At 71.6% G+C, this 14,363-nt stretch carries 12 protein-coding genes and 1 pseudogene; 4 read left to right on the forward strand and 9 right to left on the reverse strand.

Going from position 1 to position 14,363, the window contains the following annotated elements:
- Window positions 1-152: 152 nt before the first annotated feature.
- Window positions 153-758: a response regulator transcription factor gene (locus EHO50_RS30015; protein WP_128434437.1), complete on the forward strand. Its 606-nt coding sequence runs from the start codon at window positions 153-155 to the stop codon at window positions 756-758.
- Between the two features lie 53 nt (window positions 759-811).
- Here EHO50_RS30015 and EHO50_RS30020 read toward each other — a convergent pair whose 3' ends face one another.
- The 6 genes and pseudogenes from EHO50_RS30020 to EHO50_RS44565 all read right to left on the reverse strand — a co-directional run bounded on the left by EHO50_RS30020 (window position 812) and on the right by EHO50_RS44565 (window position 8,326).
- Entirely contained in the window at window positions 812-2,833 is a 2,022-nt protein-coding gene (locus EHO50_RS30020; protein WP_246101557.1) for an ATP-binding cassette domain-containing protein, read from the reverse strand.
- Window positions 2,830-4,668 (reverse strand): ABC transporter ATP-binding protein, encoded by a 1,839-nt coding sequence (locus tag EHO50_RS30025; RefSeq protein WP_128434337.1) that lies wholly within the window; start codon window positions 4,666-4,668, stop codon window positions 2,830-2,832. The genes EHO50_RS30020 and EHO50_RS30025 overlap by 4 nt, the downstream gene beginning before the upstream one ends.
- A 121-nt stretch (window positions 4,669-4,789) precedes the next feature.
- On the reverse strand, window positions 4,790-4,912 hold the full coding sequence (locus EHO50_RS30030) for a class III lanthipeptide (protein ID WP_128434338.1): 123 nt from the start codon (window positions 4,910-4,912) through the stop codon (window positions 4,790-4,792).
- A gap of 6 nt (window positions 4,913-4,918) precedes the next feature.
- On the reverse strand, window positions 4,919-7,534 hold the full coding sequence (lanKC, locus tag EHO50_RS30035) for a class III lanthionine synthetase LanKC (protein ID WP_128434339.1): 2,616 nt from the start codon (window positions 7,532-7,534) through the stop codon (window positions 4,919-4,921).
- Window positions 7,535-7,770: 236 nt separating this feature from the next.
- Window positions 7,771-7,986: pseudogene (locus EHO50_RS30040) on the reverse strand (SDR family oxidoreductase); the annotation flags it as partial.
- A 172-nt stretch (window positions 7,987-8,158) separates the two neighbouring features.
- Complete coding sequence (locus EHO50_RS44565) at window positions 8,159-8,326, reverse strand: hypothetical protein (protein ID WP_181449716.1); 168 nt, start codon at window positions 8,324-8,326, stop codon at window positions 8,159-8,161.
- A 371-nt stretch (window positions 8,327-8,697) separates the two neighbouring features.
- Between EHO50_RS44565 and fusA the strand changes: the two genes are divergently transcribed.
- Window positions 8,698-10,746, forward strand: coding sequence for an elongation factor G (gene fusA, locus EHO50_RS30055; protein WP_128434340.1), 2,049 nt, complete (start codon window positions 8,698-8,700; stop codon window positions 10,744-10,746).
- A gap of 118 nt (window positions 10,747-10,864) precedes the next feature.
- On the opposite strand, the gene EHO50_RS30060 is transcribed toward fusA, so the two are convergent.
- Both EHO50_RS30060 and EHO50_RS46125 read right to left on the reverse strand, forming a co-directional pair.
- A complete protein-coding gene (locus EHO50_RS30060) occupies window positions 10,865-11,380 on the reverse strand; it encodes a hypothetical protein (protein WP_128434341.1) in 516 nt (171 codons plus the stop codon).
- Between the two features lies 1 nt (window position 11,381).
- The gene (locus EHO50_RS46125; protein WP_128434342.1) at window positions 11,382-12,410 is read right to left on the reverse strand and encodes a hypothetical protein; all 1,029 of its coding nucleotides are present in this window, start codon (window positions 12,408-12,410) and stop codon (window positions 11,382-11,384) included.
- A gap of 107 nt (window positions 12,411-12,517) precedes the next feature.
- Here EHO50_RS46125 and EHO50_RS46130 point away from each other — a divergent pair, with 107 nt between their 5' ends.
- The gene (locus tag EHO50_RS46130) at window positions 12,518-12,697 is read left to right on the forward strand and encodes a hypothetical protein (protein ID WP_128434343.1); all 180 of its coding nucleotides are present in this window, start codon (window positions 12,518-12,520) and stop codon (window positions 12,695-12,697) included.
- A gap of 3 nt (window positions 12,698-12,700) precedes the next feature.
- Here the strand turns inward: EHO50_RS46130 and EHO50_RS30075 are convergent, their stop codons facing one another.
- Window positions 12,701-13,648: an ATP-binding protein gene (locus tag EHO50_RS30075; protein WP_128434344.1), complete on the reverse strand. Its 948-nt coding sequence runs from the start codon at window positions 13,646-13,648 to the stop codon at window positions 12,701-12,703.
- A gap of 166 nt (window positions 13,649-13,814) precedes the next feature.
- Here EHO50_RS30075 and EHO50_RS30080 point away from each other — a divergent pair, with 166 nt between their 5' ends.
- The gene (locus tag EHO50_RS30080; protein ID WP_128434345.1) at window positions 13,815-14,363 is read left to right on the forward strand and encodes a GNAT family N-acetyltransferase; all 549 of its coding nucleotides are present in this window, start codon (window positions 13,815-13,817) and stop codon (window positions 14,361-14,363) included.

Consider the following 14,363-nt stretch of genomic DNA (forward strand, 5'->3'; position numbering starts at 1 on the left):
TTGAGCCATGTGCTGGACGTGGACTCGGTGGCGGTGGTCGGGGCGGCTCCCGGTGAATGGGTGGAAAGGTGGAGATACTTCGTGAGGCGCCGTCGGAGTGTCCGGGGCGCGCTGCGTCATGGAGGCCGCGTTCGGCCGGGTAGGGAGCGATGTTGATCCGTGTTCTTCTCGTCGAGGAGGCAGGACTGGTGCGCGGGGCACTCGCCGCCCTGCTCACACGTGAGAAGGACATCGAGGTGGTTCCGGCGTCGCCGGAGCACAGCCAGACGGTCGTTCAGGCGCTGTCGTACCGGCCCGACGTGGTCGTCATCGACGTCGACGGTGGTGATGACCGTGCCCTCGGTATCTCCCTGGAACTGGCCACGAGGCTGCCGGACTGCCGAACCCTGCTGGTGGTCGGGTTGGCCACCCCCGACTATCTGCGGCGGGCGCTGGCGCGTAGCGTGGCGGGCCTCATCGGCAGGAACAGCCCCTGCGACATCCTGCCCCAGGGGGTCCGCAAGGTGGCGGCGGGCGAACGGTTCATCGACCCGGGCCTGGCCCTGCTGGCGCTCTCCTCGGCGGAGAACCCGCTGACCGGGAGAGAGCTCGAGGTGCTGCGGCTGGCGGCGGACGGCACGCCCACGCGTGAGATCGCCGACCGGCTGTCGCTGTCCGTGGGAACGGTCCGTAATCACCTGAACGCGGTCTCCAGGAAGGCCGGGGCACGCAATCGCATCGACGCGATCCGGATCGCCCGGGAGTCGGGCTGGCTGTAGTCCGGCCGGTGGTAAGGGATGCTGCATTGCACGTCGGTCGTCGGCGTCGGTCGTCAGCGTCGGACGTCAGTCGCCATCAGGTCCCAGTGGCCGATCAGGTCGCGGTACAGGGCACAGTCGGCCAGCAGTTGGTCGTGGGTGCCGAGCTGGCAACGTGGGCCGTCCATGACGAGGACGAGGTCGGCACGCAGGGCTGAGCTGATCCGGTGGGCGCAGACGATCAGGGTGGACGGTCGGCTGGCGAAGGCCCGTTCGGCGACCGCCTCGGCGGCCGGGTCGAGGTGGCAGGTGGCCTCGTCCAGCAGGACCAGCGGGGCGGGCGGCAGCAGGGCGCGGACGAGGGCGATCAGCTGGCGCTCACCCGCGGACAGCAGGGCCGGGTTCACCGGCACGTCGTATCCGCCGAGGCGTTCCACCAGCGCGGTGGCGCCGATTGCGTGGACCGCCGAGTCGAGGTCGGGTGGGGTTGCCGTCGGGTGCAGGTAGGCGAGGTTCTCGTGAAGGGTGCCGGCGACGATGTACGCCTCCTGCGGGATCAGCACGCGGAACCGGGCGAGTCGGCCGATGTCCAGGGAGCGGACCGGGACGCCGCCCAGGTGTACCTGGCCGACCTGTGGGTCGACTACCCCGGCGATGAGCGCGGCCAGCGTGGACTTGCCCGCGCCACTGGGGCCGACCACCGCCAGGTGGGTGCCCGATGCGAGGGACAGGTCGAGATCCCGGACGACCGGTTCGGCGGAGGGGGCATAGCCGAAGGTGACACCGTGCAGCTCGACACGGCCGTCACGCGGGCGTGTGGCGTCCTGCGTTTCCGCCGTTGCTGGGGGCGATGGTGCGGCGGCGCGGGGTTTTCCGGGGGCCGGTGCGACTGAGACGGGGGCGAGCCGGGGGCTGCCTGCTCTGCTGCCGGCGGCTCGCGACGGCGACGCACCCCGGGTACCGGCCACCGCCGACGCCCCGGTCACCCATGACGTCACAGTCACCGGCAATGACCTTGCCGCCCCCGCAGGCCCCGCCGCGTCCGCCTTCCGTGCTGCCCCTGCAGGCCCTGTCGGCTCCGCCGTCCTCGCCATCCCCGCCGCCCCCGATGGCCCCGTCACCCCCGCAGGCCACACCGCCTCCCCCACCCCGGCCGCCTCCAAGATCCGTCCGAGTGTGACCAGCAGCCACAACCCGCTCCCCCCGAGTCCCTGGACGAAGCCGCGCAGCGCCGGTTGCAGGCTCTGGGAGACGTAAGTCAGCGCGCCGAGGATCGCGCCGGCCGTCACCCCGCCCCGCACCAGCCAGGGCGTGCCGGCCAGGATGAGCACGATCGGGAGCCAGCCGCCGACACCCAGCGCGGCCGTGCGCAACGCGGTGAGCCGGGCCAGGGCGCGGGCAGCGCGCGCCGCCTCGTCGATACGGGCGCCTGCTCGACGGCGTACCGTCGCCTCGGCGCCGCATGCCGTCACGTCCCGCAGTCCGCCGGCCACCGTGCTCACCTGCTCGGCGATGGCCTCGTCGGCGAGGACGACCGCCCGCTGCCGGGCCGCCATCGCCCGCAGGGCCAGCAGGAAGAGTGCGAGCCCGGCCGTGAGGGGTGGCACGACGAACAGCAGCAGGGCCGGATCCAGCGCGGCGAGCCCCAGCATCACGCTCACCGTCGTGACCGCGAAACTCTGCACGAACATCACGACCGCTCCGTACGACTCACGGGCGATCTCCACCTGTTCGGTCAGCCGGGCCACGCCCGCCGTGTCGGCGGTCTGCCCGACGCGGGCGGAGCGGTGCAGGGTGCCGGTGGTGACGAGCGTGACCAGGTCGTCGCGGAACGGCTCGACGACCGCGGCCAGTTGGAGGGTGGACTGCCGGGTGCCCCAGGCGCCGACGAGGACGGCGCAGGCCAGCAGGCCGAGCCAGCCGAAGCCCTCGGTGGTGCGGTCGGCGAGGAAGCCGTCGTCGACGGCACGGGCGACCAGCCAGCCGGACAGCAGCGCGGGGACGGCCTCGACCAGCGACCAGCCGGTGAGTCGTATGAACTCCCGGCGGCGCGTGCGCAGCGTGGAGCGCAGCAGGACCCCGGGCGCCGGGCTCACCACACGCCTCCGTCGCATTGCGATGACGGTTCCGATTCCGGTGACGCTTCCGATCGCCCATCCGGTGTCGGGGCCGGATGTGCCCCCTGATGCTGATCCAGCTCCGTACCCGCCTCCCCGACACCCCCTGACTCCGGCCGGAACACCGCCCGATACCCCTCCTCCATCCACAGATCCCGATGCGTCCCCACCCCCCGCACCCGGCCCGCGTCGAGCCAGACCACGGCCTCCGCGTCGGCCGCCGTGGAGGCGCGGTGGGTCACGACCAGTCGGGACCGGCCGGCGAGGGGACCGGTGCCGGTCAGGGCCTGGCTGATGTGGTGCTCGGTGACGGTGTCGAGGCTGGCCGTCACGTCGTCCAGCACCAGGAGGCGGCCGTTCGGTGCGGACTGGACGAACGCGCGTGCCAGGCCGATGCGTTGGTACTCGCCGCCGGACAGCGGCGCACGGGTGAGCGGGGTGCCGTAGCCCTCGGGTGTGGTCCGGATGAAGGCGTCCGCGCGTGCCGCGGTGGCCCCCGCGCGGACCTCCCCACCGCCGGGCGTGCGCGGCCCGAATCCGATCGCGTCGGCGAAGGTTCCGCCCAGCAGCACCGGGCGTTCGAAGCCGTAGGCGACGGCCCGCCGCAGCTCCGCGCGGTCCACCTCGCGCAGCGGCACTCCGTCGAGCCGTATCTCGCCCTCGTCCGGGTCGGCGAGCCGTCCGGCCAGTGCGGCCAGCAGGGATTTGCCGGATCCCGAGCGTCCTACGACCGCGGTCAGCGCGCCCGCCGGTAGGTCCAGGTCGATGCCGTCCAGCGCGGCGTCGCCCTCGGCGGTGCGTACCGTGACCCCGTGGAACTGCAGCCGGCCGCCACCCCCGCAGGGCAGACGAGCGTCGCCGTACGCGACCGTGGGCTCGCTCAGCACCTCGGCGATCCGCCCCGCGGTGGCGCGTGCGAAGGCCAGCCGGTTCACCGAGGCCACCAGCGAACTCACGCCGGTGGCCAGGAGCACGTACCCGCTCGCGGCGAGCATCTGACCCGGTGTGATGCGGCCCCCGGCGAGCCCAAGACCGGCCACGGCCAGTACGGCGACCTCCAGCAGGGGGACGATCGCCGCGTCCCGTGCGGAGACCCGGGCGAACGCGCGCCACATGCCCAGGCCGTGGCGGTGCAGTTCGGGCAGCGGCTCCAGTACCCGCTCGGCCTCGCGGGGCATGGTCCCGGCGGCCGTGATGGTCCGGATTCCGGTGAGGGCGTCGACGAGCCGGGTGGCGATGCGGCCCTGCGTGGCGAAGTAGCGGTCGTTGAGGTCGGAGACATCGCGGACGAAGGCGCGGACCACGAGGACGACCAGGGGCAGTCCGGCCACGAAGGTGAGGCACAGCCACGGGTCGATGAGGGCCAGGGCCACCACGGCCCCGACCGGGGGGAGCAGTTCGGTCACCGCCCACACCAGGCCCGACGGGGCGCTGCCGGCCCGGGCGGTGTTGCCCACCAGGCGGGCCACCAGGTCGCCGGGGGTGTGCCGGCGGGCGGCGGGGGCGCCCAGGTCGAGGACATGGCGGAGCAGGGTGTGCCGCAGCCATGCCGTGCAGCGGGCGTTGGCCACGGCGCCCGCGTAGTCGTCCGCGGCGTCGCACACCACCAGCAGGGTGACGGTTACGGCGGACAGCGTGAGCCACGGCGTGGTGTCGCCGCGCCCGAGCACGGCGTCGACGGTGCGGCCCATGACGGCCGGCAGGAGTATGTAGACGCCTGCCAGCAGGACGGACGTGGCGGCCTGGACCCCGCCCCATGCACCGCCTCGCCGGACCGCCGTCAGCAGCAGACGGTCCGCCGCGCGTCGGTCCACCGGCTGCTCCCGTCGTCGTACGGTTTCAGACCAAGTCGTACGGGTTCAGGTAAAAAAGTCGTACGGTTTCACGTAAATAGAGGCGGGGGCGCAAAGAGAGCCCCCGCCTTGTCTGTCAGGACTAGCAGAGCAGCAGGCTGAGCCGGCTGCCTCCGCCACACCCCTTGCTGGCCCGGCTGCCCGGCGGCGGACGGTACCCGGTCTCGGACTCGGTGGTCAGACCCTGTAGTTCGAGGAGCGACATGTGTCCTCACCTCCTCTCTCGAACTCGCGTGGGGACGGGTGGGTCATGAGCGGGCCGTAGGCCCGGGGTCAGGAACGGCAGCCCGGTGGGCCGGGAGTGGAAGGCGGCGCCCAGGGCCAGCAGTACGCCCGCGGTGCCGGTGGCCAGGTCCATCGACAGCCGTAGCAACTGCTCGCCGGGGAAGGCGAGACGGCCGTCCAGCAGGCAGGCGTGGCGCTCCAGGTGGCGTACGTGGTCCGCGATCACGGGGTCGCGCGCGGCGGCAGTGCCCGGCGGGTGTGCGCGGCTGAGGTGGAGGATCATTCCGGCGACGCCGTCGAAGAGTCCGGGTTCGATGTAGAACGATGCCCTCGCGGCCCTGCGGATCGCCTGGGCGGCGGCCGAGAACCGCTCGTCCGACCGGTGGGTGAGGTACTCGTCGAGAACCATGCCGATGCCCACGCTGCCGTCGGCGAGATAGGGCATGGTGCGCCAGCCCTCGTTCACCTCCATCGACCCGTCCGGGCGCTCCAGGCAGCGGCGCAGGTCCTGGCGCAGCGCGGTGGCGGCCAGGTCGAGCAGTACCGGGTCGCCGCTGTGCTCGTACAGACGCAGGAACAGCAGCGCGGGCCCGGACGAGCCGTACATCAGCCCGGCTCTCGGGTGGGCGCCGCCGCTGGTCTCGGGCACGCCGTCGGCCGGGCCGAGGCGGTCGGCGACGGTCTGTGCCACGTCCAGGGCGGCGTCACCGCAGGCGGCGTCGCCGAGGGTGGTGGCGAAGTGCAGCAGGTTGAGCCCGATGCCGGACAGGCCGCCCTTGAGGTCCAGGGCGAGGGCTTCCCAGTGCTCGCCCAGGCACATGTCGAGGACCTTGGCAGCCTCCTCGTGGTGCCCGAGGTGTTCGAGGACGTACGCGACGCCGTGCAACCCGTCGTAGAAACCGAGGCGGGTTCCTGGTTCCGGGTGCAGTGCGCGCCGGATCAGCCAGTCCTCGTGTTCGGGGTGGCGTCCGGCGCCGGCCGCGTCCAGCGCGTACAGCACGCCCGCCGCACCGTGGGCCAGATCGAGGCCGCCGCCCGGGAGGGTGAACTGCTCGATGTCGCCCGGGAAGAGCCGGTCGCGGCGCTCGGGTGTGGCGGCGGCCAGGACGGCGTCGGACATCGAGGTGCGGGCGCGCAGCCAGCCGGAGTGGTCGGCCTCCAAGTGGGGTCCGTCGTCCGCGCCCGCGGCCATTCCGCCGTCGCCGGTGAGCGTGCGGACCGCCTCGTCGAGGAACTGCCGGGGAACGGGGAACAGCCGGGCGGCCTCCCTGGCGAGCTGCCCCGCCTTGCCGCCGTCCAGGTCGATGAGGCCCGTCAGCGGCATGAAGAGGAAGATCCTCATGCAGGCCAGCGCATACCGGTCGATGTCGAAGCCGGTGGCCCCGCTGGGGGCGATGAAACCCGGGGCCGCGAGGACCTGGCGCCCCGCCTGCGTCACGTCCGACGCGCCCTCGAAGTCGATCAGCACCACCCTGCCGTCGGGACGGACCAGGACGTTGTACGTGTGCACGTCGCCGATGACGATGCCCCGCTCATGGATCGCGGCGACCGCTTCCTCCACCTGCCGGTGGATGTCGAGGGCCCAGGAGGCGTAGTCGGCGAAGGCCGCCGCGTCGGCGTCCAGGTCGGTCGGCGGATAGCGTTCGACGAACACCTCGTGCAGGGCCCTTCCCTCGATGAACTCCTCGACGAGGAAGTGGTGACCGCCCAGTTCGAAGTGGTCGCGGACCTCGGGTACGCAGGGCAGTCCGCGCAGCCGTTCCAGGGCCGTCCGCTCGCGCTCCAGTCGGGTGACGGCGTCCGCGCCGTCGGTGGTGAGTCCCGCGTGGGGCCGGGCCTCCTTGAGGACCACACGTTCCTCGGTGCGGGTGTCGACCGCGGCGTACAGTCCGCCGCCGTTGGAGAAGTGCAGTGCCCTCTCGATCCGGTAGGGCAGGTCGGCGACGGTGGTCCGGTGGCGCTCGGCGAGATGCGGTTCGAGGAATCCGGGCAACGGCACCCACTCGGGAACCTGGAAGGTGGGACCTCGCACATCCGGTACCAGACGTCCGGAGGGGTCCTCCACCGCCTGCTCCAGCACACCGTCGGCCGAGACGCAGTACCGGTCGGCGAAGGCGCCGTACCTGACGTACAGCGGACCGGCGCCCCAGCGCAGATCGCTGAGAATGTACGGCCCCTGCAGACCGTCGAGGGCGGTGCCGAGCTCGGTGAGTATGCGCTCGCACTCGGCCTCGTCCGCCGGGTACATGGTCACGAACTTGCCGCTGGACCCGCGGTGCGCGTACTTGGCGTTGGCGAGGAACAGGGTGTCCAGGCCGGGCAGGAACTTGAAGGCGATACGACGCTGGACGCAGTAGTCCCACACCGCGTCCAGGATCAGCTGCGCGTTGTCCGGACACGCCGAGGCGTGGATCTTCCAGCCCTGTCGGGGAAGTTGCGTGTCGACGGGACGGTAGACCACCCAGTCGCCGAGTTCCTCGCGCAACCACGAGGCAGGGGGCGGGCGCAGGGTCTGGTGGAAGCGGCCGCGCGTCCGGCCGTGGGACGGCGTGTCGTAGAAGTGCGGATGAGTGAGGCAGTACACCTCGTACCGCTTGTCCACGATGAGCCTCCCGCGAGGGGACGGGCTGGCGGTCGGGGGCGGGCCCCTGACCAGCGCCTCTTACCTACCACGATGGCAGAACAGGGGACCGCGGGGCATCGTTCGTCTGTCACCGGACGCCTATGAGAATCGCACTGCCCGCCTGTATGAATCGCATGGCCCGCGGAGATGCCGAAGCGGGTCGTCCGGGGGAGGGGTCGGTCTGGGGGAGGGGCTCGGCTCGCCGGCGCGGCCGGTCAGGCGGACGGGCTGGGCGGGCCGGCGCGCAGGGCTGCGACGACTCCGCCGTCGACGAGGAGGTCGGTGCCGCTGACGAACGTCGAGTCGGGACCCAGGAGGAACGCGGTCGCGGCGGCGATGTCGGCCGGTGTGCCCAGCCGTCCGGCGGCCGAGGCGTCGATCATCGCGCGCATCGCGGTGCCGCTGTCGCCCGCGAGTTCCTGCTGTCCCATGACGGCGCCTGACCTGTCGTCAGTCGTGGTCGGCGGGCCCCGCACTCAATGCGGATGTGCGTTCATGGTCCGCATCGGTCGCGTTCCTCGGCCACGGGCGCCAGGTGATGCGCTCGATGTCGGTGTTGAACTGCCGTAGATCGGCGGTGAACCGTCCCAGGCGCTCGGGCGTTCAGTCGGCCACGACCGTGGACAGGCCGGTGACGATTTCCTCGCGCTGTTCTGTGAGGAGCCTGAAGTCACTCTCCTCGAACCGAGCCCCGCAGTGGACCTGCTCGCGGCCGTACGCGAGGCTGCCGCTGTCTGCCCCGCCTCGGCCATCACGATCGACGACGACCACTGAAAATCAGCTGCTTCGACCCCGCCCGGCTCCCTACACTCACCACGCAGCAACGCGCCGCACCACCATCAACGGCGCGTCACCGTGATGAGTCGAGGGGAGCCGGGCCGTGTGTGACCGCACCGCCGTCGTCGTCTCCCCCTCCCGGTACGACGTGATCCTCGTGTCCTGGTCCTCCCGGTGCCCGCTGCGCGGTCGGCACCGGATGCCCGTGACGAGCACCTGAGAGCGCCCGAACACGTCAACGCCCCTGCCTTCTCCCGATTCTGATCGGGCGGCAGGTCGTGCTCATGTGCGCGGACGCGCCGTCCGGGAATCGCGCTGACCCTTTTCGTTCCGGATCAACCGGATCATTCGAAAGGCCAAGGGCCGTGCGCACCAACCTCAACACCCTCGCCGTCATCCGCAACCTGGGAATCCTCGCCCACGTGGACGCCGGCAAGACCACCGTCACCGAGCGGATCCTGTACGCCACCGGGACCACCCACAAGCGGGGCGAGGTCCACGACGGTACGACCGTCACCGACTTCGACCCGCAGGAGCGCGATCGCGGTATCACCATCTTCGCCGCGGCCGTCAGCTGCGCCTGGGACGGTCACCGGATCAACCTCATCGACACGCCGGGGCACGTCGACTTCGCCGACGAGGTGGAGCGTTCGCTGCGTGTCCTGGACGGCGCGGTCGCCGTCTTCGACGCCGTCGCGGGGGTCGAGCCGCAGAGCGAGTCGGTGTGGCGGCAGGCCGATCGGCACGGTGTGCCGAGGATCGCGTTCGTCAACAAGCTGGACCGCGCCGGGGCGGACCTCGACACGGCCGTCGCCTCGATCCGGGAACGGCTGCACCCGGCGCCGCTGGTCGTGCAGTTGCCCATCGGAGCGGAGGACGGCTTCCGCGGTGTCGTGGACCTCGTACGGATGCGGGCACTGGTGTGGGCCGACGGCGCCGACACGGCCGTAGAAGAACAAGTGCCTGAGGAGATGCGGAAGGAGGCGCACCGGCGGCGGCGGCTTCTGGAAGAGGCGGTGGCCGAACTGCATGCCGGCGCACTGGAGGAGTTCTGCGCGCGGTCGACGCTCTCGCCGCAGACCCTCGTCGCCGCCCTGCGCGACCTGACCGGCAGTGGGGACGGTGTGGTCGTGCTGTGCGGCTCGGCCTACCGCAACCGTGGGATCGAGCCGTTGCTCGACGCGGTCGTGGCGTATCTGCCCTCGCCGCTCGACGTACCGGCCGTGCGCGGCCTGCGCGACGGGGTGGAGGAGGACAGGCCGGCCGACCCGTCGGCGCCGTTCGCGGCGCTGGCGTTCAAGGTGAGTGCCACGTCGACAGGGCGGCTCACCTACCTGCGCGTGTACTCGGGAACGATCGAGAAGGGAGCCACGGTATTCGACTCGGGCGCGCGGCGCGGTGAACGGATCGGGCGGATCCTGCAGGTCCAGGCCGACCGCCACGCCCAGGTGGACCGGGCGGTCGCCGGGGACATCGTGGCCGTGGTCGGCCTGAAGTCGGCCCGTCCGGGCGCCACGCTCTGCGCGCCGGAAGCCCCGCTCGTCCTCGAACCGCCGAGCGTGGCCGACCCGGTGGTGTCCGTGGCGATCGAGGCCCACAGGTCCACCGACACCGACCGTCTGGCCTCCGCGCTGGCACGGCTGGCCGAGGAGGACCCGTCCCTGGTCGTACGGACCGACGCCGAGACCGGCCAGACGGTGCTGTCCGGCATGGGTGAACTGCACCTGGAGGTCGCGGTGGAGAAGATCCGGCGGGAGGTCGGGCTGGACGTCAACGTCGGCCGACCCCGGGTCTCCTACCGCGAGACGGTCGGCCGAGGGGTGTCCGGCTTCGTCTTCCGGCACGTCAAACAGGACGGCGGAGCAGGGCAGTTCGCGCATGTGGTCCTCGACGTGGAACCCCTGGAAACGGGATCGGGCTTCGAGTTCCGCTCGACCGTCGTCGGAGGTCGCGTGCCGCAGGAGTACATCCGTGCCGTGGAGGCCGGCTGCCGGGACGCCCTCGCCGAAGGCCCGCTCGGCGGTCACCCGGTGACCGGGCTGCGCGTCACCCTCACCGACGGCTCGACCCACGTGAAGGACTCCTCCGACACGGCCTTCCGCACGGCCGGCCGACTCGGTCTCCGGGATGCCCTGCGCACCTGCGCGATGGTCCTCCTGGAGCCGGTCGTCGAGGTCACGGTCACCGTGCCCGAGGACGCCGTCGGCACCGTCCTCGGCGACCTGGCGGCACGCCGCGGCCGCGTCTCTGGCTCGGCCACGCGGACGGGCTCGGCGGTCGTGACGGCGACCGTGCCGCTCGCGGAACTGTTCGGCTACGCGACGCGGTTGCGCAGCCGGACGCAGGGGCGGGGGACGTTCACTGCTCGGCCGACCGGGTATGCGCCGGCGCCGGTCGCGGCGGTGCCGCGGTAGGCCGGGAGGGCACTGTCCCCTCGGGGACAGTGCCCGTCGCCGACCACAGGCGGCCCCTCCCCGCACGAGGGAGGGGCCGCCGGCCGCGGAGCCCACCGCCCTGGCAGCCGCATGGAACTCAGGGCGGCGATGAGTCAAGTCCTGTACTCGGGCCGAAGCGCAGAAAGCCCAGTTGGGCCGCTGCCCACTCGGGCCAACCCGGCTCGTCCGGAAGGGAGGGGCTGGGTCCGGGCGAGCGCGGCGTCGCTCCCTTCACCTTGGCCGCCCAGCTCGCCAGGGTCTTCAGGGTCGGGGCGAGCAGCGCTTCCGGGACAGGCACACCGTCTCGGGCGAGCTTGGCAACCATCACCGCGGCCGGTCTACGGCGCCGCGCGGACCAGGACGTCAGCAGAGAGAGGACGACACGGGGGGAACGCCGGACCAGGTGTTCCGCACAGAACAGGGCGTGATCCTCGGCGTGGCTCTTCATGCAGTTCTCGGCGATCTCCCGGACGTCCCTCTCATCCGGCCGGGGGCGTTGTTCCAGCCAGTGGCGGGCCGCGAAGTAGGCGTCCAACAGCTTGTGCGAGAAGGGATGTTCGTCGGGTGCGTCGGGCGCGAGCAGCCCGGAGCCATAGAGATGGGCGCGGACCATCTCACTCCACCGCGCCTGGGAAGGCGTCGTGCGTTCCCGGTCCAACATTCTGTCGATCAGGTCGTCCAGCGTCAGCGGCACCTGATGGGGCCGGCCGCGCTCGCCTGCGTGGGTCACCAGCAACTCGCGCAGGCGGCCCGGCTTGACGTCGACCGCGGACTCCCGCCGGGCCGCGCCGACCAGCATGATCTCGGTGAGCACGTCGAACAGCGCCCCCGCGGCCCGCCGGCAGCGCTCTCCCTCCGTCCTCGGCGAACACCCTGCACAACGCCACGCAGAACATCGGCTGCATCGCGAGGCCCGTGAGCCGACGGGCCTCGAGCTCGGCGAGGAAGGCGGTCACGACGTCCTCGCCGCTGAGACCGAATGCGGTGAGGTACTTGGACACAAGGGACCGGTGCACGTCCAGGTTCAGCCGGCACAGTCGCAGGCTCTCCAGCCAGACCTGCTCGATTCCCCGCGACCAGAACCAGTCGCGGCTGGTGACCACCAGCGTCAGATGCGGGGTGCTGGCGTACTTGGTCAGCGCGTCCTCCAACAGGTCGCGCAGCTGGGCGTCGTGCACCTCGTCGACCGCGTCCACCAGGACGAGCCACTTCCTGGCCGGGAACGGCGGATCCTCGAAGGCGCTCGCCAATGGGCTCTTCCCGGTCCGGCCGGGCTGCAGCGCCAGCGCGCGCCGCAGGTCCGCTGCCACGGCGGACTCCAGCATGGCGAACGGATCCCAACGGCCCTGCGGGCTCATGACGACTTGATCCACGACGAGGCGTCCGTCGTCCTGATCAAGGTGCTCGGCGAATTGCTCGGCCCTGTCTTCGTCGGCGCCTGCTTCGTCTTCGGCTGGATGGCGTACGAGTACCAGGGCACCCGCCGGTTCACCGGCCTGCTGTGGGACGTCACCACCTTCTGGCCGCGTGCCGCCCAGCCGTTCGCCCCGCCGTGCCTCGCCGAGCGGATCGTGCCCGATCTGCAGTGGCGGGCCACCGTGTGGGAACGGGCCAACGGTGGCGTCCTGTTGCTCTCCGGCCACGGACAGGGATCCGTCTGGGCCGTGGCCGCGATCCTCCAGATGAGCCCGCGGATCCGGCGCAGGATCACCCTCCTGACGTACGGCTCCCCGCCCACAGTGGCCCCCTCGTGGACGCCGAGCCGCTGCGCGACCCGGCGTCGTACGGTCGCACCGTCGAGCATCCCCTCTTCACGCCGATTCTCGGCGACGAGGACAACGCAGCCGACCCTCGCTTCGCTCAAGAGCGGGAAAGCCTGTTGGCCCGCCTCCGGCCGGCGGCGCCCGCCGAACGACTCAGCAGCCCCTGAACTTCAGGCGAGGGCGGAGGGGCCCGGTACGAAATCCGGGTCCACCTGGGCGGCGAGGTCGAGGCCGGTCGCCTCGTTCGCCCAGGAGCGCGCGTTGCGCAGGTGGAACTCGACGGCGTGGCCGTGCATCGCGGGCCAGTCCTTGGCGTGGGCGTCGACCGTCTCGCGCAGGATGTTCAGGGCGTGGACGTTGTGGGACTCCAGCTCGCCCTGTTCCCGGCCCTGTTCGGCCGCGCGGATCCAGGAGGAGTGAACCAGGTGGGTGAGGAGGTCGTCGCCGACCTCTTCCTTGAGGAAGAGCAGGTCGTCCTCGCACGTCACCTTGTTGCCGATGACCGCGATGCGGATCCCGAACTCCCGGGCGTGGTCGCGGTACTGGCGGTAGACCGAGACGCCCTTGCGGGTCGGTTCCGCGACCAGGAACGTCATGTCGAAGCGGGTGAACAGGCCCGACGCGAAGGCGTCCGCGCCCGCCGTCATGTCGACCACCACGTACTCGCCGGGGCCGTCGACCAGGTGGCCCAGGTAGAGCTCGACCCCACCGAGCTTGGAGTGGTAGCAGGCCACGCCCAGGTCGGTCTCGTCGAACTCGCCCGTCACCATCACCGGCACGTCGCCCACGCGCCGGACGTGCCGCGCGTGCAGTTCGTCGTCGCCGAGCAGGGTCAGTAGTCGGGAGCCTCTGCCGGGCGGAGTGGTCTTGATCATGGCGTCGGCGGAGGGGATGCGCGGGTTGGTGCCGCGCAGGAACTCCTTTATGTCCCTCAGGTGGGCGCCCAGGGGCGGCGCGTCCAGGGTGTCCCCGTCGTGGCCGAGCGCCTCGGCGAGATGCTGGTTGATGTCGCCGTCGATGGCCAGCACGGGCGCGCCGGCGCGGGCGAGGTGGCGGGAGAAGAGCGCCGACAGGGTGGTCTTGCCGCTGCCGCCCTTGCCGACGAACGCGATACGCATCAGCGAACCGCCTTCGGGACCAGAGTACCCTTGTTGAAAATGGATGTCATATGGCCAGGCTGGCCGGGCTCGTGATCACTGTCAAATCGCTTGGTCCGTAAGGGGGTTGCGAGGGTCGAGGGGGCTGCGACGATCACTGCTTTTGCTTAATGCATATGATGTGCAAGTGCACGACTACAGCATCAGGGCGGCGAGCCCGGACGACCTCGACGGTGCGCGAGCCCTGATGCTCGACACCGTCTACCACGACTTCGGCACGGGCTATGTGCCCCGTTGGCACGCGGACATCATCGACCCGGCCGCGGCCTACCTCGCCCCGCGCCGCCACACCCTCCTCGTCGCCCTCGCCCCCGGCGACAACGCTGTCGTGGCCACCGCGGCCCTCGACTCCCGCGGCCCGGCCCACCCGCCGAACCCGCGCCACCTCGCCGAGCGCTACCCCTGCGGCGAGACCGCGCAGCTGCGCCGCGTCTACGTCCGCCCCGAGCACCGCAGGCGCGGCCTCGCCCGGCGGCTCGTCGACGAACTCCTTGCCTTCGCGGCCGCGGACGGCGGCTACCGCGCCGTCTATCTGCACACCGACCCGAAGGTGCCCGGCGCCGAGGGTTTCTGGCGCTCGCTCGGCAAGGTCGTGCACGACGAACGCGAGGACACCGGCGGCGCCGGCGGCGTCGTCCACTTCGAGATACCGTTCGACACACCGATGGAGCGATAG

Source organism: Streptomyces cyaneus (genome assembly GCF_004028635.1).
Lineage (GTDB): Bacteria > Actinomycetota > Actinomycetes > Streptomycetales > Streptomycetaceae > Streptomyces > Streptomyces cyaneus.

Bases quoted from the DNA above. Each gene is read 5' to 3' on its own strand.
- EHO50_RS30030 (WP_128434338.1), bottom strand. From the start codon at position 4,912: ATGTCGCTCCTCGAACTACAGGGTCTGACCACCGAGTCCGAGACCGGG.
- EHO50_RS30060 (WP_128434341.1), bottom strand. From the start codon at position 11,380: ATGGTCCGCGCCCATCTCTATGGCTCCGGGCTGCTCGCGCCCGACGCA.
- EHO50_RS30075 (WP_128434344.1), bottom strand. From the start codon at position 13,648: ATGCGTATCGCGTTCGTCGGCAAGGGCGGCAGCGGCAAGACCACCCTG.